Genomic DNA, 20,675 nt, shown 5'->3' with positions numbered 1-20,675 from the left:
CGCACCTGCGCAGCGGGAGCAGATGCATGGCGTTTCTTGCAGGCCCGGCCGGATCGGCCGCCTGTGCCTTTTAGAATGCCCGCAATGTCCTATCTCGTGCTCGCTCGCAAGTTCCGTCCGAAAACCTTCGCTGAGATGGTCGGCCAGGGGCATGTGGTGCAAGCCCTCGAGAACGCGTTGACGACGCAGCGCCTGCATCACGCCTATCTTTTCACCGGTACGCGGGGCGTTGGGAAGACCACGGTGTCGCGCATCCTGGCGAAGTCGCTGAACTGCCAGGGGCCCGACGGGCAGGGCGGGATCACGGCCACGCCGTGCGGTGTCTGCCAGGCCTGCCGCGACATCGACGCCGGCCGCTTCGTGGACTACACCGAACTCGATGCGGCCTCCAACCGCGGCGTCGACGAGGTGCAATCGCTGCTCGAGCAGGCGGTCTACAAGCCGGTGCAGGGACGCTTCAAGGTCTTCATGATCGACGAAGTGCACATGCTCACGAACACCGCGTTCAACGCGATGCTCAAGACGCTCGAGGAGCCGCCGGAGTACCTCAAGTTCGTGTTGGCCACGACCGATCCGCAGAAGGTGCCTGTGACGGTGCTTTCGCGCTGCCTGCAGTTCAACCTGCGGCCGATGGCACCCGAGACGGTGCTCGAGCACCTCACGGCAGTGCTGCAGGCCGAACAGGTGCCCGCGGAGTCGCAAGCATTGCGCCTGCTGGCACGTGCGGCCCGCGGCTCGATGCGCGACGCGCTGTCGCTCACCGACCAGGCCATCGCCTTCGGCAACGGCGAATTGGTCGAAGCGGGGGTCCGGCAGATGCTCGGCAGCGTCGATCGCGGCCATGTGTTCCGCCTCATCGAGGCACTCGCGCAAGGCGACGGCAAGACGGTCGTCGAGACATCGGAGGCGCTGCGCGTCGACGGCATGTCCGCGGCGTCCACCCTCGAGGAAATGACAGCGGTGCTGCAAGCCATGGCGGTGCTGCAGGCCGTGCCATCGCGTGCCGAGTCGGCCGATGCCGCCACCGATCCCGACGGGGCCGACACTGCGCGTCTCGCTGCGCTGATGCCGGCCGACGAGACGCAACTGCTCTACAGCCTGTGCCTGCACGGCCGCGGCGAACTGGGCCTGGCGCCCGATGAATACGCCGCACTGACGATGGTGCTGCTGCGGCTGCTGGCGTTCAAGCCCTCCAACGCGGCTGCTTCGACGGCTTCCACGGAAAAAAAAACTCTGAATGAAGCTGCGGCTGTGCCGCAGCATGCGCCCGAGCGTGCCGCACCGCCGCCGCCGGTGCCCCGGCCTCCTGCGACGCCGGCTCCGATCGCCGCCACATCGCCGCCAGTAGCAACGCCGCCCGTCGCAACGCATTCACCCGTCGAAGTGCCGCCGGTTGCTGCGCCTGTTCCCTCCGTCGCGCCGGTTCCGGCCGGCCACCGCCTCGCAGTGGTCGACGAGCCGCGCCACGCCGATCCGCGTGCGGCAGCGCAGGATGCACCTGCCAAGGTCGTCGGCGTGCCGATCCGTGTCCAGCCGCCTCCCGGCGCGCGCGACGAACCAAGCGCCGACAGGCCACGCCCCTTCACCCCCATTCCGGCCAGCGAAGACGGCGACTTCTGGTACGCCACCGTCACGCAGCTGGTCGCGGCCGAGGCGATCACTGCGCTCGCGCGCGAACTGGCGCTGCAGTCGCAGCTCGTCGGGCGCGACACCGACCAATGGATGCTGCGCATCGAGCGCGAGACACTCAACCAGCCGTCGAGCCGCGAAAAACTCACCCTGGCGCTCGGCGCCATCGGGCACAGCGTGAAGCTGGCCATCGAGATCGGCGGCGTGGTCGACAGCCCTGCGCGACGCAACAAGCAGGCCGCCGAGGAGCGCCAGCGCGTGGCCGAAGAGGCCATCCTGAGCGACCCCGAGGTGCAGGCGCTGATGCGCGACTTCGACGCGAAGATCGTCCCCGGTTCGCTGAAGCCCGTCTGAGCGCTTCGACGGCGGCTCCCGACTCTCTTATCCTTCCCTTTTTCAACCCATCTCAACCGACCAGGACCACACGATGTTCAACAAAGGACAACTCGCCGGCCTCATGAAGCAGGCGCAGGCAATGCAGGACAACCTCAAGAAGGCCCAGGAAGAACTGGCGCACATCGAGGTCGAAGGCGAGTCCGGTGCCGGCCTCGTCAAGGTCGTCATGACCTGCAAGCACGACGTCAAGCGCATCACCATCGACCCCAGCCTGCTGGCAGACGACAAGGACATGCTCGAGGATCTGGTGGCCGCAGCCTTCAACGCCGCAGTGCGCAAGGCAGAGGAAACCAGCGAGCAGAAGATGGGCAAGCTCACCGCCGGCATGCCCGGCCTGCCGCCCGGCATGAAACTGCCGTTCTGAATGACCCTCTCCAGGGCTTGTCCAGTTCGCGCGATCGCCGGCGTTCGCGCCGGGCGCAGCACCTGCGGTCCGGCGAAGCCGGTTGCGCGGTGCCATGGCGAAAGGCGCGGCTGACATGGCGGACGCCAGTTCACTCGACGCTCTCGTCGACGCGCTGCGTCGCCTGCCGGGTGTGGGTGTCAAGTCGGCCTCGCGCATGGCTTTCCACCTGCTGCAGCACGACCGTGACGGAGCGCAGCTGCTTGCGCGCGCGCTGCAGCAGGCGGCGGGCAACGTGCGCCATTGCGAACTCTGCAACACCTTCACCGAGGCGCCGATCTGCAGCGTCTGCATGGACTCTCGCCGTGACGTGACCAAGCTCTGCGTGGTCGAGACACCGGCGGACCAGGCCGCGCTCGAGCGCACCGGGGCGTTTCGCGGCTACTACTTCGTGCTGATGGGCAAGCTGAGTCCACTCGATGGCATCGGACCCAACGACATCGGCCTGCAGAAGCTCTTCAACCGCGCACTCGACGGCACCGTGACGGAGGTGATCCTTGCCACCAACTTCACCGCCGAGGGCGAAGCCACCGCGCACGTGATCGGCGAAGGACTCAAGCAGCGCGGCCTGGTCGTCACGCGCCTTGCGCGCGGCGTGCCTGCAGGCAGCGAACTCGAATACGTCGATCTCGGCACCATCGCGCACGCGCTGGTCGATCGCCGCTGACAAAGCTCCATCACCCATGACCTTCTCGCTGCTCACCGTCGCCTACTGGTGCGTTTTCGTTGCCTGCGGCCTGCCTTATCTCGCGGCATGGGCCGCCAAGGCCGGCAGCTTCGGCCCGCGCGACAACGAACATCCGCGCGACTGGGCCGCGAAGCAGAGCGGCTGGCGCGCGCGTGCCAACAGTGCGCAGGCCAACAGCTTCGAAGGCCTGCCGTTCTTCATCGGCGCGGTGGTCATCGCACACCAGCTCGGCGCATCGCAGTCGCGTCTCGACATGCTCGCCGTGGCCTACGTGGTGCTGCGCGCGATCTACATCGCGGTCTACATCAAGGGCATCGGCAGCGTACGCAGCGCCGTATGGGCTCTCGCTTTTCTGGTCAACGTCGCGATACTTTTTCTGGCGCGCTGACCCTTGGGCGAAGGCTTCTCGGAGAGGCCTTCGTGTTTACGTAAAAACCCGCACGGGATGACCCCGATGCAGCGGTGTGGTGTGCCCCCTAAGCTCGATTCCGTCCACAGGATTCACAGAGCCCACGGGCACAGTTTCAGGCACACCGTTTCATGCTTCATCGCCGCACCCTCATTTCCGCTTCCGCCGTCGCTGCCGCAACCATCGCGCTGCCGCGTGTCTTTGCGCAACAGGCAAAGCTGGAGAAGACGAAGATCTCCATCGCGGTCGGCGGCAAGGCGGCGTTCTACTACCTCCCTCTCACGATCTCCGAGCAGCTCGGCTACTTCAAGGCCGAAGGGCTCGACGTCGAAATCTCCGACTTCGCAGGCGGTGCGCGCGCGCTGCAGGCGGTGGTCGGCGGCTCGGCCGATGTGTGCTCGGGCGCCTACGAGCACACCATCAACCTGCAGGCCAAGAACCAGTTCTTCCAGGCCTTCGTGCTGCAGGGGCGCGCGCCGCAGATCGCGGTGGGCGTGTCGACCAAGAACATGGCAGGCTACACCGGCATCGCCGACCTCAAGGGCAAGAAGATCGGCGTCTCGGCGCCGGGCTCGTCGACCAACATGGTGGCCAACCTCGTGCTGTCGCGCGGCGGCCTGAAGGCGAGCGATGTGAGCTTCATCGGCGTGGGTGTCGCGGCGGGCGCGCTCACTGCGTTGCGCTCGGGCCAGATCGACGCCATCAGCAACACCGACCCGGTGATGACGATGCTCGAACAGAAGGGCGACGTGAAGATCATCAGCGACACGCGCACGCTCAAGGGCACGCAGCAGGTGTTCGGCGGCACCATGCCGGCCGCCTGCCTGTATGCGTCGAGCGAGTTCATCCAGAAGAATCCCAACACCTGCCAGGCGCTGGCCAATGCCATCGTGCACGGCCTGAAGTGGCTGCAGACGGCCGGCCCCGGCGACATCATCAAGACCGTGCCCGAAACCTACCTGCTCGGCGACCGCGCGCTGTACCTCGCGTCGTTCGACAAGGTGCGCGAATCGATCGCCACCGACGGCCTCGTGCCGGCCGACGGCCCGAAGACCGCACTCACCGCGATCTCGAGTTTCGATCCCAGCGTGAAGGCCGACAAGATCGACCTCGCCAAGACGTACACCAACGATTTTGCCCGGCGCGCGAAAGACAGGTTCAAAGCCTGATTCCGAACGTCCCCGCGACCCGGCCTCGGCCGGGTTTTTTCTGCCCCGTCCGACGATGCACGACCACGCACTCGAATTCATTTCCATCAGCTGCACGTTCCGGTCGAAGGACGACCCCGGCCAGCGCTACACGGCGGTGGCCGACACCACGCTGCGCATCGGGGCAGGGGAGTTCGTCTCGGTCGTCGGTCCCACCGGCTGCGGCAAGTCGACGCTGCTGAACGTGGGAGCGGGACTGCTGGAGCCGTCGTCGGGCACGGTGAAGGTGTTCGGCCAGACGCTCTCTGGCATCAACACGCGCGCCGGCTACATGTTCCAGACGGAGGCGCTCATGCCCTGGCGCAGCGCCGTCGACAACGTGATGGTGGGTCTGCAGTACCGCGGCGTGCCCGATGCGCAGGCACGCGAGCAGGCCGAAGCCTGGCTGTCGCGCGTGGGCCTCGCGGGCTTCGGCGACCGCTACCCGCACCAGCTCTCCGGCGGCATGCGCAAGCGCGTGGCGCTGGCACAGACGCTGGTGCTCGACCCCGACATCATCCTCATGGACGAGCCTTTCAGCGCGCTCGACATCCAGACGCGACAGCTGATGGAGAACGAAGTGCTCGACCTCTGGAGCGCGAAGAAGAAGGCGGTGCTCTTCATCACGCACGACCTCGACGAGGCCATTGCCATGAGCGACCGCGTGGTGGTGCTGTCGGCCGGGCCGGCCACGCATCCCATCGGCGAGTTCGCGATCGACCTCCCGCGCCCGCGCGACGTGGCCGAGGTGCGCACGCAACCGCGCTTCGTCGAGCTGCACACCCAGATCTGGGAGGTGCTGCGCGACGAAGTGCTCAAGGGCTATGCGCAGCAACTGAAGAAGGCCGCGTGATGACCCGTCCCGGACTCAACGAACGCAACGCCCGGTTCTGGCAACTGGCGCTGCTGGTGGTGATCCTGGTGGCGTGGCACCTCGCTTCGCGCAACCAGCAGTTCGCTTTCTTCCTCGGCGAGCCGGTCCAGGTGGCGGGCCGCATCTGGAGCTGGTTCCTGCCGTTCGAGGTGCCCGCCAACGCGCTCTTTCCGGAAGGGCTCAAGGGCAACGCGGACATCTACACGCACCTGGGCACGACGCTGCTGGAGACGGTGCTGGCCTTCGGCATCGGCACGGTGCTCGGGCTCGCCTGCGGGCTCTGGCTGGCGCTCGCGCCAACTGCGAGCCTGATCCTCGACCCGTACATCAAGGCCGCCAACTCGATGCCGCGTGTGATCCTCGCGCCGATCTTCGCGCTGTGGTTCGGCCTGGGCATCTGGAGCAAGGTGGCGCTGGCGGTCACGCTGGTGTTCTTCATCGTGTTCTTCAACGTCTACCAGGGCGTGCGCGAGGTGAGCCCGGTGGTGCTGGCCAACGCGAAGATGCTCGGCGCCAACCAGCGCCAGCTGCTGCGCACCGTGTACCTGCCGAGCGCCACGAGCTGGGTGTTCTCGAGCCTGCACACGTCGGTGGGCCTGGCCTTCGTGGGCGCGGTGGTGGGCGAATACCTGGGCTCCGCGCGCGGCGTGGGCTACCTGATCCTGCAGGCCGAGGGCACCTTCGACGTCAACACCGTGTTCGCGGGGATCGTGGTGCTCACCGCGTTCGCGCTGGTGCTCGACGGCATCGTGGGCGTGGTCGAGCGGCGCCTCATGAAGTGGCAGCCGAGGAGCGGCGAAACCGAGAAGCTGTAGCGCACGCCGTTGCAACCATCCACGGGGGAGACCGATGAGCCACGAACACAAGCGCGCCACGACCTTGCGCTCGCGCGACGAGGCGGCCAGGGTCTCGAACGAAGAGCTGTTCTTCGACCTGGTCTACGCGTTCTCCGTCACCCAGCTGTCCCACTACCTGCTGGACCACCTCACGCTGTCGGGCGCGCTCCAGACGCTGGTGATGTGGTTCGCGGTGTGGCTGGGCTGGCAGTACACGGCCTGGACCACCAACTGGTTCAACCCCGGCACGCTGCGCGTTCGCGGCGTGCTCTTCGCGATCATGCTGCTGGCCATGGTGATGGCCTCCGCCTTGCCGGGAGCCTTCGCGGAACGCGGCCTGGTGTTCGCGCTGTGCTTCGTCGGCATCCAGGCGGGGCGCACCTTCTGCATGCTGGTGGCGATCGGCCCGAACGACCCGCTCACGCCGAACTTCCGCCGCCTGCTCGCCTGGAACTGCGTGGCCGGCGCATTCTGGATCGCCGGGGGTCTTGCCGAAGGGCAGGTGCGCCTGGCGCTGTGGTTCGCCGGCGTGCTGTGCGAATACATCGCGCCGATGGTGGGCCTGCGCTTTCCGGGCCTGGGGCGTTCGTCGACCCGTGAATGGACGATCGACGGCGGGCATCTCGCCGAGCGCTGCCAGCTGTTCGTGATCGTGGCGCTGGGCGAATCGGTGCTGGCCACCGGGATCGCCTTTGGCCATCACGTCGAATGGCATGCCGTCGACCTGTTCGCGCTGCTGGTGGGCTTTGCCGGCAGCCTGGCGATGTGGTGGATGTACTTCGACACCAGCGCGAAGGAAGCCACCCACGTCATCGAGCATGCCGCGGACCCGGGAGCCGTCGGCGCCAGGTTTCACTACACGCACGTGATCCTGGTGGCGGGCATCATCGTCTGCGCGGTGGCGGACGAGCTCACCATCGGCGAAGGCTCGCACCATGCCGAACTCAAGTACCTGGGCGCGCTCATCGGCGGGCCGGCGCTGTACCTCTTCGGCAATGCGCTGTTCAAGCGCGTGGTGCGCGGCTTCACGCCGCAATCGCACCTCTACGGGCTGGGCCTGCTGGCGGTGCTTGCCGTGTTCGCGTCGCACCTCACGGTGATGGTGGTGGGAGCGCTGACCACGGTCATCATGGTTGCCGTGGCAGCGCTCGAGGCCGTGGTGCGCCGCAGGGCGCAAGCCGCCTCGGCGCATTGAAAGAAGACGCGCCGGGACGTTGCCCGGATCAGCGCTTCTCCCGGATCAGCGCTTCTTCTTCGACGGCGTGCCGCCGCGCTTCTCGCGCACGATCTGCTGCTTGCTGCTCGCGGGCACCTTGGCAACGTTGGAGCCCCTGGGCGCTGCGGCCCTCGACGGCGCTGCGCCGCGCTTCGATGACGCCACCGTGTGCGCCACGGGGCGGATGCCGCTGCCCACGCGGGCCGCTGAGCTTGCGCGAATCGGCAGGTAGACCACCACGCTGTAGCCGCGCTTGAACGCATGGTTGGTGTTGACGTCGTTCCACTCGGCCACGGCGGAGGGCTTGAGGTTGTAGCGCCGTGCGATGGTGGCCACGCTGTCGGCGCGGCCGGCCTTCACGGTGGTGCGGCGCGTGACGATCTCGGGCTGGAAGGCCAGGTGGCCTTCGTCGGCCACCACGGCGGCCACGTCTTCCTTCACGCGCGCACCGCGCGGCACGATCAGCGTGGAGCCAGCCTTGATCAGCATGCGCGGCGGCACGTTGTTGAGCGCCCGCAGGTCGTTCTCGCTCATGCCCGAGCGTTGCGCAGCGTCGGCCACCGTCATCGTGCTGGGCACGACCCAGGCGGTCCAGCTGGCGTACTGGCCTTGCGAGTAGGCGTCGAAGTTGCGCTGGAACACGGCCGCGTTGTCCCATGGCAGCAGGATCTGCGGCGTGCCGGCGGCCAGCAGCACCGGCTTGTGCGCGGCGGGATTGAGCGCGCGGAAGTCTTCCAGCCGCACGTCGGCCAGCTTGGCGGCAAGTTCGACGTCGAGGTCGCGCGTGAGCGTGACCGTCTGGAAGTACGGGTGGTTGGCGATCACCGGCAGCTCGGTGTTGAAGGCCTGCGGATTGGCCACGATGTTCTTCACGGCCTGCAGCTTGGGCACGTACAGGCGCGTCTCGGCCGGCATGGTGAGGTCGCTGTAGGTGGTGGGCAGACCCAGGCGCTGGTTCTTCGCGATGGCGCGGCTCACGCTGCCTTCGCCCCAGTTGTAGGCGGCCAGCGCCAGTTGCCAGTCGCCGAACATGCCGTAGAGCTTCTGCAGGTAGTCGAGCGCGGCGCGGGTCGAGGCGACCACGTCGCGGCGGTCGTCGCGGAAGATGTTCTGCTTCAGGTCGAAGTCGGTGCCGGTGGCCGGCATGAACTGCCACATGCCCGCCGCACGCGCGCTGGACACGGCCTGCGGGTTGAACGCGCTCTCGATGTACGGCAGCAGCGCGAGTTCGGTCGGCATGTTGCGGCGCTCGAGTTCCTCGACGATGTGGAAGATGTACTTGTCCGAGCGCGCCGTCATGCGCTGGATGTAGTCGGGCCGGCTCGAATACCACTGCTCGCGGTCGCGCACCAGGTCGCTGTCGAGGTTGGGCATCTTGAAGCCGCGTCGGATGCGGTCCCACATGTCGACCGGCGGTGCGAGGGTGACGACGCTCGTCGAGCGGGCCTGTCCATTGGCGAGCGGGGAGAGGGCATCACGCGGATAGACCGGTGCCGCGTTGCCGGCGACCCTGGCGCCGGTGCCGCCGGCCTGGGATGACGAAGAAGGGGAGGAGCTGTTGGTGTTCGTGCCCGCGCAGCCCGCGAGCACCAGTGAACCTGCGAGGCAGGTGGCAGCGAAAAATTTCATCGGAAGTCGTTTTTCCATTGGCGCAGTGCGGCGAACACGTCGGCATCGGCTGCATCGGCAGCCAGCTCGGCGTGGGCACGCACCGCTCTAAGGACAGTGGCTTCGCGGCTGCGAAGAAAAGGGTTGATCTGGCGTTCGATGGCCAGTTGCGACGGCAGCGTGGGCTGCCCCTGCGCGCGCAGGCTTTCGCAGCGCGCGTTGTACTGAGTCAGTTCGCCGTTGCCCGGTTCCACCGCGAGGGCGAAACGCAGGTTAGCAAGTGTGTATTCGTGGGCGCAGCAGACACGCGAGTCGCCAGGCAGCGCGGAGAGTGCGTCGAGCGACGACAGCATCTGCGCCGGCGTGCCTTCGAACAGCCGGCCGCAGCCGCCGGAGAACAGCGTGTCGCCACAGAAGAGAAGCGGCGCCTGTGAGGGCGCCGCGGGAAGGAAGTAGGCAATGTGGCCAGCCGTGTGGCCCGGCACGTCGATGACCTGGAAGCGCAGTCCCAGCGCCTCTGCCACGTCGCCATGCGACAGCGGGGTGAAGGGCTCGGGGATGCGTTCGCGCGCAGGGCCCCAGACCCTGGCACCGGTGGCCGCGTGCAATGCCGCCACGCCGCCCGTGTGATCCGCATGGTGGTGCGTGACTAGAATCGCGGCCAGCTGCAGCTTGTGGCGCGCCAGCGCGTCGAACACCGGCTGGGCATCGCCCGGATCCACCACGATGGCGTGGCGCCCGTCGTGCAGCATCCAGATGTAGTTGTCGGCGAAGGCGGGCAGCGGAACAAGGGTCATGAGCGGTCAAATTATAGGTTTGCATGATTGGTTCGCGACCCCTCCGGGCCGCTACCTGCTGGCTTGGGAGCAAGCCCAGTTCGACCAGGCGGTGGCCGACGTGTTCGGCTATCACGCACTGCAGCTGGGCGCCGCCGAGGTCGACGGCCTGCGCACCAACCGCATGCCGCACCGCTGGCTGGCCCTCGACGATCCGATGCGCCCCGGCAAGGCGACGCTGCTGGCCGACTTCGCGGCCCTGCCATTCGCCGCCAACAGCCTCGACCTCGTGGTGCTGCCCCATGCACTCGAACTCAGTCCCGATCCGCATGCCACGCTGCGCGAGGTCGAGCGGGTACTGGTGCCCGAGGGGCGCGTGGTGATCTGCGGGCTCAACCCGGCCAGCCTCTGGGGCATGCGGCAGCGGCGCGCCCACCTCTACCGCCGCCTGGGCGTCGGCGACCTGTACCTGCCCGAAGGCGGCGAGTTCATCGGCTACTGGCGCATGCGCGACTGGCTGCGCCTGCTGAGTTTCGAGGTGGAGTCGGGCCGTTTCGGCATCTACCGCCCGGCGGTTCGCAGCGAGGCCTGGCTGGAGCGCGCGCGATGGATGGACGCCGCCGGCGAGCGCTGGTGGCCGATCTTCGGCGCGGCCTACTTCCTGGTGGCGGTGAAGCGCGTTCGCGGCATGCGGCTGCTGAGCGCCGACTGGCGCCGCACCGGCGCCCGCGCCACGGCGCCCGTGCCGATCGCCGGCAAGGTGCATCGCAACGAGCGCGGCGAACTCTGAGCGTGCGCCCGGGGCCGCCCCGATGCATCGACAATCGCCCGATCGAATGAAGAAGGAAAAGTCAGTTTGACCGAAGTCGTGATCTACACCGATGGCGCGTGCAAGGGCAACCCCGGCCCCGGCGGCTGGGGCGCCTGGCTCAAGTCGGGCCCCACCGAGAAGGAACTGTTCGGCGGTGAACTCAACACCACCAACAACCGCATGGAGCTCACCGCCGTCATCGAAGGCCTGGGTGCGCTGAAGCGGCCCTGCAAGGTGCTGCTCTACCTCGACAGCCAGTATGTGCGCATGGGCATCACCGAATGGATTCGGGGATGGAAGGCGAAGGGCTGGGTCACGTCCACCAAGCAGCCCGTGAAGAACGTCGAGCTCTGGCAGCGGCTCGACAAGCTGGTGAGCGAGGGCGGCCACCAGATCGAATGGCGCTGGGTCAAGGGCCACTCGGGCGACCCGGGCAACGAGCGCGCCGACATGCTGGCCAACAAGGGCGTGGACAAGGCGCTCGGGCGGCTCTGACCGGCCCCGGGGCGGCTCGTCCCCGGGTCAAACCCCTGCGCAAGGGGCATGGATGTTGCTAGAGTGATCTTCGGCGCGATCGAGCGCCACCGGTCGGTTTTGGGCGGTTCCGCCCCGCAGCCATTCACTCAATCGCAGCACCATGAACCTCGACTACTCCACCGACGCGGTCGACCCCAGCCAGCGCTTCGACTACTGGAGCGGCGTGGTCTGCGGGCACTTCATTCCCACCCGGACCATGGTGCCCGATCGCTCGCATTTCAACGCGCGCTTCTCGGTGCGTTCCATCGGCAACCTCACGCTCGCCGAGATGTCTTCGCCGCGCTGCCTGTGGGAGCGCGATGCCCAGCACCTGCGCAGCGGCCCCAATGAAGACTTCATGCTCAGCCTGATGGTCTCGGGCCAGGGCGTGCTGTCGCAGTCGGGGCGAAGCGTGGTGCAGCGCAACGGCGACATCGTGCTGTACGACGCCGCGCGGCCCTTCACTTTCGACCTCGCGCCCGAGTCGGCGCTGCTGGTGCGCATTCCGCGTAAGCAGCTGCTGTGCCGCGTCCCCGACGCGCACCAACTCACAGCCATGCACCTGGCCGACGGCCATCCCGTGGCCCGGCTGCTGGGCACCATGATCCGCGAGGCGGTGGCGCTCGAGCTGTCGGGGCTCGACGGCATGCAGGCCAGCCTGGCGAGTTCCCTGCTCGACATGCTCTCCACCGTGCTGCAGGTACAGACGGCGGGCACCGATGCGGGGCGTTCCGCGCACGGCGTGCTGTTCCAGAAGACGCGCGACTACATCGCCGCGCACCTGGACGACTGCGAGCTCGACGTCGAGCAGATCGCCCGCGCGCAGAACGTTTCGGCCCGCACGCTGGCGCGGGTGTTCGCCGAACAAGGCACCACGCCGATCCAGTGGCTGTGGCGCCAGCGGCTCGAGGCCAGCCACCGCGCGCTGATGGAAGGGCGCGTGCGGCAGGTCACGCAGGCGGCGTTCCAGCACGGCTTCAGCGACATGTCGCACTTCTGCAGGGTCTTCAAGAAAGCATACGGCGTGACGCCGCAGACGCTGCTGCGCCGGCACTGAGCCCGCACGGAACCGTGCGCGTCTGGCGGTTCCAGTCCATCGGATTGGCTCTGGCAGCCAAGCCCTCGTTGCCGTCGCTCCCTATCGTGAAGCCAACCCTTCACGCATGGAGACGACGATGCAAACCCCACCCCCCGCCGACCGGCCCGATGTCGCGGCGCTGGCCCGCGCGGCCGCACTGAACCTTGGCGCCGATCGCCTCGCGGCGGTCGAGCCGATCCTGTCCGCCTGGATCGCCGCCGCCAACGAACTCAGCCGCAAGATGAGCGATCCCGCGCACCAGGCGCTGATGCCCGTGACCGTCTTCGTGCACGCGCATGAACAGCCGGAGGACGCGGCATGAGCGCCGCGCCGGGCCGCTCCCAAGCAAGCTCGCACCGCAGCGCGAAGCGCGGAGGTCTTCCAATGAGCGCCGCGCCGGGCCGCCCCAAGCAAGCTCGCACCGCAGCGCGAAGCGCGGAGGTCTTCCAATGAGCGCCGCGCCGGGCCGCCCCAAGCAAGCTGCGCACCGCAGCGCGAAGCGCGGAGGTCTTTCAATGAGCGCCGCGCCGGGCCGCCCCAAGCAAGCTCGCACCGCAGCGCGAAGCGCGGAGGCACTTCGATGAGCGAACTTCTCGAACTCACGCTTTCGCAGGCAGCGCGCCTGGTGCGCGAGCGCAAGGTGTCGCCGGTCGAACTGGTCGGGGCTTCGCTTGCGCGCATCCGACAGCACGACGGTGTGCTCAAGTCCTTCATCACCGTGTTCGAGGAGCAGGCGATGCAGGTGGCGCGCGCGGCCGAGCTGCTGTCGGGGGCGGGCCACGAACTCGGCCCGCTGCAGGGCGTCCCGATCGCGCTGAAGGACAACATCGCCGTGCGCGGCACGCGCACCACGGCCGGCAGCAAGGTGCTCGCCGACTGGCTGCCCGAGGTCGACGCCACCGTCGCCACGCGGCTGCGGCAGGCGGGTGCCGTGTTCATCGGCAAGACCAACATGCACGAATTCGCCTGGGGCGGCACCTCGGCCAACCCGCACTACGGCGCGGTGTGCAACCCATGGGACACGGACCGCTTTCCCGCGGGCTCCAGCGGCGGTTCGGCCGTGGCGGTGGCGGCGCGTTTGTGCTTCGGTGCCATCGGCACGGACACGGGCGGTTCGATCCGCCTGCCCTCGGCGGTCAACGGCATCGTCGGCCTGCGCCCGACCTACGGCCGCGTGAGCAACCATGGCGTGGTGCCGCTCGCCTGGAGCATGGACACGGTCGGCCCCATGACGCGCACGGTGGAAGACTGCGCGCTCATGTTCGGCGCGATCGCCGGCTTCGACGCCAAGGACGCCGGCAGCGCACAACGTGCCACCGACGACTGCCTGAAGGACCTGGCCGACGGCTGCAGGCAACTGCGCATCGGCGTGGTGCCGGGCTACTTCTTCGAGCACCTGCAGACTCCCGTGCACGACGCGGTGAAGGAAGCGCTGGCCACCTTCGTCGACCTGGGTGCGCAACTGGTGGACGTCGACATCCGGAACATCCACGGCAACATCTCGGCCCAGCTCACCATCGAGTCGGCCGAGCCCAGCACCTACCACCAGCGCACCTTGCGCGATCGGCCGCAGTACTACGGCGACGACGTGCGCACGCTCCTGGAGACGGGCGAATTGCTGCTGGCCACCCACTATCTGCAGGCCCAGCGCTACCGCGCCTTGCTGCGCGCCGAATTCCTCGATGCCTTCCGCAGCGTCGACGTCTTCGTCTGCCCCTCGCTGCCGTTCGCGGCCACGCCGCTGGGCGAGACCACGGTGGAGATCGTGCCGGGCCAGCCCGAGGACATGCTCTCGGCCATCATGCAATTCACGGGCGTGGCCAGCCTCACGGGGCTGCCTTCGCTGAACGTCCCCTGCGGCTTCGACCCCGACGGGCTGCCCATCGGCATGCAGCTCATCGGCCGACCCTTCGCGGAGGCGACGCTGCTGCGTGCGGGGCATGCCTTCCAGCTTGCGACCGCCTTTCACCGTCGAGCGCCTGTGCTGCGCTGAAAGCCACCGGCTGACCGAACCAGCACATCGCGATGGCACTGTGAGCAAAGCGCCGGCGGCGGCCGGCCGATAACTTCGGTATCTGTGTCCAACGCGCTTCCAGAGCCATTCTCTTCACAACGAACGGAGTCCTCCCGCCATGTCGAACAGCGATCTGCACTACCTCGAGCTTCTTGAAGTCGGCCGCCTCATCCAGTCCCGGGAACTCTCCTCGGTCGAGGTGACGAAGGCGCAGCTCGCGCGCATCGACAAGGTCGACGGTGCGCTGAAGAGCTATGTGCGCACCATGGTCGATTCGGCGCTGGCCGAAGCCGCGCGCGCCGATGCCGAGATTGCCAAGGGCGAACTGCGCGGTCCGCTGCAGGGCGTGCCGGTGGGCGTGAAGGACCTGTGCTGGACGCAGGGCGTGCCCACCGCCGCCGGCATGACGCTCTACAAGGACTTCGTGCCCAACGAGGACGGCACCGTGGTGCGCAAGCTGCGCGAGGCGGGCGCGGTCATCCTGGGCAAGCTGCAGCTCACCGAGAGCGCCTACGCCGATCACCACCCCACGGTGTCTGCGCCGGTCAATCCGTGGAACGCGGCGCACTGGCCGGGGGTGTCGTCCAGCGGCTCGGGCGTGGCGACTGCTGCGGGCCTGTGCTACGGCTCGCTGGGCACCGACACCGGCGGCTCCATCCGCTTTCCTTCGGCGGCCAACGGCCTCACCGGACTGAAGCCGACCTGGGGCCGCGTGAGCCGCTTCGGCGCCTTCGAGCTGGCCGCCACGCTCGACCACATCGGCCCGATGACGCGCAGTGCCGCCGATGCGGGCGCGATGCTGGGCGCCATCGCCGGCGCCGACGCGAACGATCCCACCGCCAGCCTGCTGCCGGTGCCCGACTACCTGGCCGACATCGGCCGGGGCCTGGCCGGGCTGCGTGTGGGCGTCGACCTGCGCTGGGCCACCGAGGGCGTGGACGCGCCGACGCGCGAGGTCTTCGATGCAGCCGTCGCCGCGGTGAAGACGCTGGGCGGCGAACTGCGCGAGGTGCGCTTTCCCGATCCGGCGCAGGCGCTGGCCGACTGGTTCCCGCTGTGCGGCATCGAGGCCGCGGTGGTGCACGAGAAGACCTATCCGGCGCGCAAGGAGATGTACGGCCCGGCAGTGGCCGGCCTGATCGAGCTGGGCCTGGCGCAAAGCGGCACCGACTACCAGAAGATCGTGCTGCGCCGCCACGACTTCAGCGGCCGCGTGCGTGCGATGTTCGAGGACATCGACCTGCTCTTGATCCCGGCCACCGGCATCGCCTCGCCCACGATGGAGCGCATGGCCCAGATGGGTGTCGACGCCGAGCTGATGGCCGCGATGCTGCGCTACACCTGTCCGTTCGACATGACCGGCAGTCCGACCATCACGCTGCCCGGCGGCTTCACGCCCGCGGGCATGCCGGTGGCCTTCCAGTTCGTGGCGCGCCACTTCGACGAGGCACTGCTCGTGCGTGCGGGCGCCGCCTTCCAGCAGGCGACCGACTGGCACCGCAGGCACCCGGCGCTCTGAACCCCCAACGTTTTCTTCGTCACATCCCTCGAAAGCACATCACCATGAAACTACGTCACGCGCTTTTCTCCCTGGGTTGCTCGGTGGCGATCGCCACCTCCGCATGGGCCGCCGATCCGCTGAAGGTCGGCCTGATGGAAGACGTCTCGGGCGACCTCGCCTTCATGGGCAAGCCCAAGCTCAACGGCTCCCAGCTGGCCGTGGAGGAGATCAACAAGGCCGGCGGCATCATGGGCCGGCAGGTCGAGCTGATCCACCTCGACCCGCAGGGTGACAACGCCCGCTACCAGGAGTTCACGCGGCGCCTGCTGAGCAAGGACAAGGTCGACGTGCTCATCGGCGGCATCACCTCGGCCTCGCGCGAGGCGGTGCGCCCCATCGTCGACCGCACGCAGACGCCGTACTTCTACACCAACCAGTACGAAGGCGGCGTGTGCGACGCCAACATGATCAGCATGGGTGCGGTGCCCGAGCAGCAGTTCTCCACGCTCATTCCGTACATGGTCGAGAAGTTCGGCAAGAAGGTGTACGTGGTGGCGGCCGACTACAACTTCGGCCAGATCAGCGCCGAGTGGAACCGCACCATCCTGAAGGACCTCGGCGGCACCGTGGTGGGCGAGGAGTTCATTCCGCTGGGCGTGTCCCAGTTCGCGCAGACCATCCAGAACATCCAGAAGGCCAAGCCGGACTGGCTGCTGATGCTCAACGTGGGCGCCGCGCAGGACTCGTTCTTCGAGCAGGCCGCGGCCGCCAAGCTGAACCTGCCCATGGGCTCGTCGGTGAAGGTGATGCTGGGCTTCGAGCACAAGCGCTTCGCGCCGCCAGCGCTCAACCGCATGCACGCCACGGCCAACTGGTTCGAGGAAATCGACTCGCCCGCCGCCGCCGACTTCAAGAAGCGCTGGCACGCCAAGTTCCCCAGCGAGCCGTACATCAACGACATGGGCTACAACGCCTACAACGCGCTCTACATCTACAAGACGATGGTGGAGAAGGCCAAGTCGACCAAGCTGGCCGACCTGCGCAAGGTGATCGCGGCCGGCGAGGCCTGCATCGACGCGGCCGAGGGCAAGGTCTGCATCGACCCCAAGAGCCAGCACGCCTCGCACCAGATGCGCCTGATCGCGGTGGACGACAAGCACAAGGTCAGCGTGCTGAAGGACTACGGGACCATCCAGCCGTACTGGCTGGGCAAGATCGGCTGCGACCTGACGAAGAGCAACGACAGGAAGCAGTACACGCCGTCCGACCTGCCGAAGAAGTCCTGACCCCGCGCGCGCCGAGGACAACGCGGTGTTCGCCGAAGTCTTTTCGTTCTTCTACCAGTTCGCGGACGTGTTCGCGTTCCTCATCCTGTCGGCCGCCGGCCTGGCGATCGTGTTCGGGATGATGGGCGTGATCAACATGGCCCATGGCGAGTTCATCATGTGCGGCGCCTACGTGACTGTGGGCCTGGTGCATGCAGGCTTTCCGCTGCCGCTCGCGCAGCTGTGCGGCACGCTGGCCGCGGGGCTGGCCGGCGTGCTGCTCGAGTGGAGCCTGGTGCGCAAGCTGTACAAGCGCCCGCTCGATTCGCTGCTCGCCACCTGGGGCCTGAGCCTGATCGTCACGCAGGGCATGCTGCTGACGGTGGGTTCCTCGGTGGCCGGCATCGGCACGCCCGAAGGCAGCTTCGTGGTGGGGGGCTACACCTTCTCGGTCTATCGCATGGTGCTGTTCGCGGCGTCCGTGGCGGTGCTGGCCGGCATCTACATCGTCTTCATGCGCACCCGCTTCGGCGTGCATGCGCGCGCGACGATGCAGAACGCCGCGATCGCGCAGGCCACCGGCGTGCGGGTGGGGCGGGTGTATGCGCTGAGCTTCGGCATCGGCGCGGCGCTGGCCGGGCTGTGCGGCGCGCTCTACGCGCCCACCATGACCCTGATCCCGACGATGGGCGCGGCCTTCCTGGTCGAGAGCTTCGTCACCGTGGTCGTGGGCGGCGCCAACGTGCTGCTGGGCACCGCGCCGGCGGGCATCCTGCTGGCGGTGATCCGCACCGGGCTGAACGGCTGGGGCGGCCAGATCGTCGGGCAGATCGGCATGCTGCTCGCGGTGATCGTTGTCATCCGCATCCTGCCCGAGGGCGTCTCGGGCTGGCTCGCCCGCAAGACACGCTGACCACGCTGAAACGACGGAGTCGCATCGCATGTTCCAACTCATCAACGGCCCGCAGACGCTCGGCAGCACGCGCGCCTTCTGGCTTCCCTTCCTGGCAGTGCTCGCCGCGGTGCTGCTCTACCCGCTGGTGGCCGACGCCTACGACGTGGGCAACATGGCCTACCTGCTGACCTGGACCTTCATGGCCATGGGCCTGTGCCTGGTATGGGGCTACGGCGGCATGCTGTCCTTCGGGCAGACGCTGTTCTTCGGCATCGCGGGCTACGGCTACGGCGTGCTGGCCATCAACCTGGGCGGCGAGGCGGGCACGACCTTCCTGGCCCTGTTGCTGGCGCTGCTGCTGGCGGCGCTGGCCGCGGCGGTGCTCGGCTACTTCATGATCTGGGGGCGCGTGGGCGGCGTGTTCTTCGGCATCGTCACGCTGTCGGCCACGCTGGTGCTGGCTTTCTTCCTCGGGCAGACGGCCGGGCCCGAATGGCACATCGGCAGCGCGCGGCTCAACGGCTTCAACGGCATGAAGGACATGGCGCCGCTCAACCTGCCGTGGACCGGCGGCGAGACGCTGTACTTCGAGGGCATACCGCTCTACTACCTGGTGGTGGGGCTGATCCTGGCCGTGTACCTCGGCCTGCGCATGCTGCTGAACTCGCGTTTCGGCAACGTGATCGTCGCGGTGCGCGAAGACCCGCAGCGCGCCGAGCTGCTGGGCTACGACGTGCGCAAGTACCAGCTGGCCACCTTCGTGATCGGTTCGGCGCTGGCGGGGCTGAGCGGCGTGCTCTATACCTCGTGGGGCCAGTTCATCACGCCCGCGAGCATCGGACTGCCGGCGGCCGCGATGCCGATCGTGTGGGTGGCGTTCTCGGGGCGCGGGGACATCACGGCCACGCTGGTCGGATCGTTCCTGGTGCTGTGGGCATTCCAGACCATCACGTTGTACAGCCAGCAGGCGGCCTTGCTGCTGATGGGCGCGATGCTGCTGTGCACGGTGATGCTGGCGCCGCAGGGCTTCGTCATCGGCGTGGTGCAGGCGGTGCGGCGCGTGTTCGAGCGGCGCGGCGGTGCGGTGAAGAATCGCGCCGTCCAGGCGGCTGTCGAGTCCGTGCCGGACGGGCAGGAGGTGCGCGCATGACCGCACTGCTGCAGACCCGCTCGCTCAGCAAGCACTTCGGCGGCCACGCGGCCGTGTCGGATGTCGACCTGTCGGTGAAGCAGGGCGAGATCCACTGTCTCATCGGGCCCAACGGCGCGGGCAAGAGCACGCTGTTCAAGCTGATCGTGGGCACGCACGAGGCCACCTCGGGCCATATCGCCTTCCAGGGCCAGGACGTGACGCGCCAGCGTCCGTTCCAGCGCGTGCAGCAGGGCATGAGCATCAAGATGCAGGCGCCCAGCGTGTTCAAGGAGCTGCCGGTGCGCCAGAACATCCACATCGCGCTGCAGCACCACGTGAAGGGGCGTGCGGAGCTTACGCGCGAGGAAGACCGGCTGCTTGCGCTGCTCGACCTCGCCGCGGACGCGGCCAAGCCCGCCGGCGAACTGGCGCACGGCCAGCAGCAGTGGCTGGAGATCGGCATGGCGCTGGCGCTCAAGCCCGTGCTGCTGCTCATGGACGAGCCCACCGCGGGCCTGTCGCCAGAGGAAACCTTCAGGACGGGCGAGCTGATCCAGAAGCTCAACGCCGAGGGCATGACGGTGCTGGTGGTGGAGCACGACATGGCCTTCATCCGCCAGATCGCGCAGCGCGTGACGGTGCTGCATTTCGGCAAGGTGTTCGCCGAGGGCTCCATCGGCGAGGTCATCGCCGATCCGCGCGTGGCCGAGATCTACCTGGGGAAGACACATGAGCACTGACATCGTCCTCGACGTGAAGGGCCTGCGCGCAAGCTACGGCGCCACGCCGATCCTGCAGGGCGTGGACCTCACGGTGCGCAAGGGCGAGATCGTGAGCCTGATCGGGCGCAACGGCGTGGGCAAGACCACCACCATGCGCTGCCTGATGGGCCTGCTGCGCACGCGCGGCGGCAGCGTGCACCTGCGCGGCCAGGAGATCGCCGCGCTTTCCAGCGACGCGCGGGCGCGCCTGGGCATCGGCTACGTGCCGCAGGGGCGCGAGGTGTTCGCGCGCATGACGGTGGCGGAGAACCTGATGGTGGGCGAACTGGTCGGCGGGCCGGGCGGCAAGAAGCTGCCCGATCTGGTCTACCAGTACTTTCCGCGCCTGGCCGAGCGGCGCAACCAGCTCGCCGGCACCATGTCGGGCGGCGAGCAGCAGCAGCTGGCCATCGGCCGCGCGCTGGTGGGCAACCCGGCGCTGATGCTGCTGGACGAGCCGTCGGAGGGCATCCAGCCTTCGATCGTGCAGCTGATCTGCGATGTGCTGCGCGCCATCCGCCGCGACCTGGGCACGACGATCCTGTTCGTCGAGCAGAACCTGGACACCATCCTCGACGTGGGCGAGCGCGCCTACGTGATGGAGAAGGGGCGCGTGGTGGGGCTCATCGAGTCCGGCCGCATGAACGCGCAGACCGTGCGCAACCACCTGATGATCTGAA

The 20,675-nt window shown here is 68.0% G+C and carries 21 protein-coding genes; 19 read left to right on the top strand and 2 right to left on the bottom strand.

All coding sequences use genetic code 11. The features are described 5' to 3' along the window. Positions 1-84 precede the first annotated feature (84 nt). The 8 genes from dnaX to AACL56_RS17280 all read left to right on the top strand — a co-directional run bounded on the left by dnaX (position 85) and on the right by AACL56_RS17280 (position 7,617). Positions 85-1,983, top strand: coding sequence for a DNA polymerase III subunit gamma/tau (gene dnaX, locus AACL56_RS17315; protein WP_339091044.1), 1,899 nt, complete (start codon positions 85-87; stop codon positions 1,981-1,983). Positions 1,984-2,056: 73 nt separating this feature from the next. Continuing rightward, positions 2,057-2,389, top strand: coding sequence for a YbaB/EbfC family nucleoid-associated protein (locus tag AACL56_RS17310; protein WP_007836669.1), 333 nt, complete (start codon positions 2,057-2,059; stop codon positions 2,387-2,389). Between the two features lie 115 nt (positions 2,390-2,504). Continuing rightward, on the top strand, positions 2,505-3,095 hold the full coding sequence (gene recR / locus AACL56_RS17305; RefSeq protein WP_339091043.1) for a recombination mediator RecR: 591 nt from the start codon (positions 2,505-2,507) through the stop codon (positions 3,093-3,095). A gap of 16 nt (positions 3,096-3,111) precedes the next feature. Further along, on the top strand, positions 3,112-3,504 hold the full coding sequence (locus tag AACL56_RS17300; RefSeq protein WP_339091042.1) for an MAPEG family protein: 393 nt from the start codon (positions 3,112-3,114) through the stop codon (positions 3,502-3,504). Positions 3,505-3,656: 152 nt separating this feature from the next. After that, positions 3,657-4,694, top strand: a complete 1,038-nt coding sequence (locus tag AACL56_RS17295; protein WP_339091041.1) for an ABC transporter substrate-binding protein — start codon at positions 3,657-3,659, stop codon at positions 4,692-4,694. Positions 4,695-4,749: 55 nt separating this feature from the next. Continuing rightward, entirely contained in the window at positions 4,750-5,565 is an 816-nt protein-coding gene (locus AACL56_RS17290; RefSeq protein WP_339091040.1) for an ABC transporter ATP-binding protein, read from the top strand. Beyond that, positions 5,565-6,401, top strand: coding sequence for an ABC transporter permease (locus AACL56_RS17285; protein WP_339091039.1), 837 nt, complete (start codon positions 5,565-5,567; stop codon positions 6,399-6,401). Before AACL56_RS17290 ends, AACL56_RS17285 begins: the two co-directional genes overlap by 1 nt. Positions 6,402-6,435: 34 nt before the next feature. Next, on the top strand, positions 6,436-7,617 hold the full coding sequence (locus tag AACL56_RS17280; RefSeq protein WP_339091038.1) for a low temperature requirement protein A: 1,182 nt from the start codon (positions 6,436-6,438) through the stop codon (positions 7,615-7,617). A gap of 45 nt (positions 7,618-7,662) precedes the next feature. Here AACL56_RS17280 and AACL56_RS17275 read toward each other — a convergent pair whose 3' ends face one another. Then, complete coding sequence (locus tag AACL56_RS17275) at positions 7,663-9,267, bottom strand: transglycosylase SLT domain-containing protein (RefSeq protein ID WP_339091037.1); 1,605 nt, start codon at positions 9,265-9,267, stop codon at positions 7,663-7,665. Further along, positions 9,264-10,043, bottom strand: a complete 780-nt coding sequence (gloB, locus tag AACL56_RS17270; protein WP_339091036.1) for a hydroxyacylglutathione hydrolase — start codon at positions 10,041-10,043, stop codon at positions 9,264-9,266. Before gloB ends, AACL56_RS17275 begins: the two co-directional genes overlap by 4 nt. On the opposite strand from gloB, the gene AACL56_RS17265 reads away from it, so the two are divergent. The 11 genes from AACL56_RS17265 (at position 10,042) to AACL56_RS17215 (ending at position 20,674) form a co-directional block, all read left to right on the top strand. Further along, on the top strand, positions 10,042-10,812 hold the full coding sequence (locus AACL56_RS17265) for a class I SAM-dependent methyltransferase (RefSeq protein WP_339091035.1): 771 nt from the start codon (positions 10,042-10,044) through the stop codon (positions 10,810-10,812). The two genes, gloB and AACL56_RS17265, sit on opposite strands and share 2 nt — an antisense overlap. A gap of 66 nt (positions 10,813-10,878) precedes the next feature. Further along, positions 10,879-11,328 (top strand): ribonuclease HI, encoded by a 450-nt coding sequence (rnhA, locus tag AACL56_RS17260; RefSeq protein ID WP_339091034.1) that lies wholly within the window; start codon positions 10,879-10,881, stop codon positions 11,326-11,328. Between the two features lie 142 nt (positions 11,329-11,470). Next, a complete protein-coding gene (locus AACL56_RS17255; protein WP_339091033.1) occupies positions 11,471-12,406 on the top strand; it encodes a helix-turn-helix domain-containing protein in 936 nt (311 codons plus the stop codon). A 118-nt stretch (positions 12,407-12,524) separates the two neighbouring features. Further along, positions 12,525-12,749 (top strand): hypothetical protein, encoded by a 225-nt coding sequence (locus AACL56_RS17250; RefSeq protein WP_339091032.1) that lies wholly within the window; start codon positions 12,525-12,527, stop codon positions 12,747-12,749. A gap of 258 nt (positions 12,750-13,007) precedes the next feature. Continuing rightward, positions 13,008-14,420, top strand: coding sequence for an amidase (locus AACL56_RS17245; RefSeq protein WP_339091031.1), 1,413 nt, complete (start codon positions 13,008-13,010; stop codon positions 14,418-14,420). Between the two features lie 139 nt (positions 14,421-14,559). Then, the gene (locus AACL56_RS17240; protein WP_339091030.1) at positions 14,560-15,960 is read left to right on the top strand and encodes an amidase; all 1,401 of its coding nucleotides are present in this window, start codon (positions 14,560-14,562) and stop codon (positions 15,958-15,960) included. Positions 15,961-16,004: 44 nt separating this feature from the next. Next, the gene (locus AACL56_RS17235) at positions 16,005-17,228 is read left to right on the top strand and encodes an urea ABC transporter substrate-binding protein (protein ID WP_339091029.1); all 1,224 of its coding nucleotides are present in this window, start codon (positions 16,005-16,007) and stop codon (positions 17,226-17,228) included. A 25-nt stretch (positions 17,229-17,253) separates the two neighbouring features. Continuing rightward, a complete protein-coding gene (locus AACL56_RS17230; protein WP_339091028.1) occupies positions 17,254-18,120 on the top strand; it encodes an ABC transporter permease subunit in 867 nt (288 codons plus the stop codon). A gap of 28 nt (positions 18,121-18,148) precedes the next feature. Next, the gene (locus tag AACL56_RS17225; RefSeq protein WP_339091027.1) at positions 18,149-19,252 is read left to right on the top strand and encodes a branched-chain amino acid ABC transporter permease; all 1,104 of its coding nucleotides are present in this window, start codon (positions 18,149-18,151) and stop codon (positions 19,250-19,252) included. Then, positions 19,249-19,974 carry an ABC transporter ATP-binding protein gene (locus AACL56_RS17220; RefSeq protein ID WP_339091026.1) on the top strand — a complete coding sequence of 242 codons (726 nt, stop codon included), beginning with the start codon at positions 19,249-19,251 and terminating at the stop codon, positions 19,972-19,974. The genes AACL56_RS17225 and AACL56_RS17220 overlap by 4 nt, the downstream gene beginning before the upstream one ends. Then, a complete protein-coding gene (locus tag AACL56_RS17215; protein ID WP_339091025.1) occupies positions 19,964-20,674 on the top strand; it encodes an ABC transporter ATP-binding protein in 711 nt (236 codons plus the stop codon). Before AACL56_RS17220 ends, AACL56_RS17215 begins: the two co-directional genes overlap by 11 nt. Position 20,675 lies beyond the last annotated feature (1 nt).

It is taken from the genome of Variovorax paradoxus, assembly GCF_902712855.1.
GTDB lineage: Bacteria > Pseudomonadota > Gammaproteobacteria > Burkholderiales > Burkholderiaceae_C > Variovorax > Variovorax paradoxus_Q.
This window is presented reverse-complemented; position numbering and strand designations above follow the sequence as displayed.

Bases quoted from the DNA above. Each gene is read 5' to 3' on its own strand.
- dnaX (WP_339091044.1), top strand. From the start codon at position 85: ATGTCCTATCTCGTGCTCGCTCGCAAGTTCCGTCCGAAAACCTTCGCT.
- AACL56_RS17310 (WP_007836669.1), top strand. From the start codon at position 2,057: ATGTTCAACAAAGGACAACTCGCCGGCCTCATGAAGCAGGCGCAGGCA.
- recR (WP_339091043.1), top strand. From the start codon at position 2,505: ATGGCGGACGCCAGTTCACTCGACGCTCTCGTCGACGCGCTGCGTCGC.
- AACL56_RS17300 (WP_339091042.1), top strand. From the start codon at position 3,112: ATGACCTTCTCGCTGCTCACCGTCGCCTACTGGTGCGTTTTCGTTGCC.
- AACL56_RS17295 (WP_339091041.1), top strand. From the start codon at position 3,657: ATGCTTCATCGCCGCACCCTCATTTCCGCTTCCGCCGTCGCTGCCGCA.
- AACL56_RS17290 (WP_339091040.1), top strand. From the start codon at position 4,750: ATGCACGACCACGCACTCGAATTCATTTCCATCAGCTGCACGTTCCGG.
- AACL56_RS17285 (WP_339091039.1), top strand. From the start codon at position 5,565: ATGACCCGTCCCGGACTCAACGAACGCAACGCCCGGTTCTGGCAACTG.
- AACL56_RS17280 (WP_339091038.1), top strand. From the start codon at position 6,436: ATGAGCCACGAACACAAGCGCGCCACGACCTTGCGCTCGCGCGACGAG.
- AACL56_RS17275 (WP_339091037.1), bottom strand. From the start codon at position 9,267: ATGAAATTTTTCGCTGCCACCTGCCTCGCAGGTTCACTGGTGCTCGCG.
- AACL56_RS17265 (WP_339091035.1), top strand. From the start codon at position 10,042: ATGAGCGGTCAAATTATAGGTTTGCATGATTGGTTCGCGACCCCTCCG.
- gloB (WP_339091036.1), bottom strand. From the start codon at position 10,043: ATGACCCTTGTTCCGCTGCCCGCCTTCGCCGACAACTACATCTGGATG.
- AACL56_RS17255 (WP_339091033.1), top strand. From the start codon at position 11,471: ATGAACCTCGACTACTCCACCGACGCGGTCGACCCCAGCCAGCGCTTC.
- AACL56_RS17250 (WP_339091032.1), top strand. From the start codon at position 12,525: ATGCAAACCCCACCCCCCGCCGACCGGCCCGATGTCGCGGCGCTGGCC.
- AACL56_RS17245 (WP_339091031.1), top strand. From the start codon at position 13,008: ATGAGCGAACTTCTCGAACTCACGCTTTCGCAGGCAGCGCGCCTGGTG.
- AACL56_RS17240 (WP_339091030.1), top strand. From the start codon at position 14,560: ATGTCGAACAGCGATCTGCACTACCTCGAGCTTCTTGAAGTCGGCCGC.
- AACL56_RS17235 (WP_339091029.1), top strand. From the start codon at position 16,005: ATGAAACTACGTCACGCGCTTTTCTCCCTGGGTTGCTCGGTGGCGATC.
- AACL56_RS17225 (WP_339091027.1), top strand. From the start codon at position 18,149: ATGTTCCAACTCATCAACGGCCCGCAGACGCTCGGCAGCACGCGCGCC.
- AACL56_RS17220 (WP_339091026.1), top strand. From the start codon at position 19,249: ATGACCGCACTGCTGCAGACCCGCTCGCTCAGCAAGCACTTCGGCGGC.
- AACL56_RS17215 (WP_339091025.1), top strand. From the start codon at position 19,964: ATGAGCACTGACATCGTCCTCGACGTGAAGGGCCTGCGCGCAAGCTAC.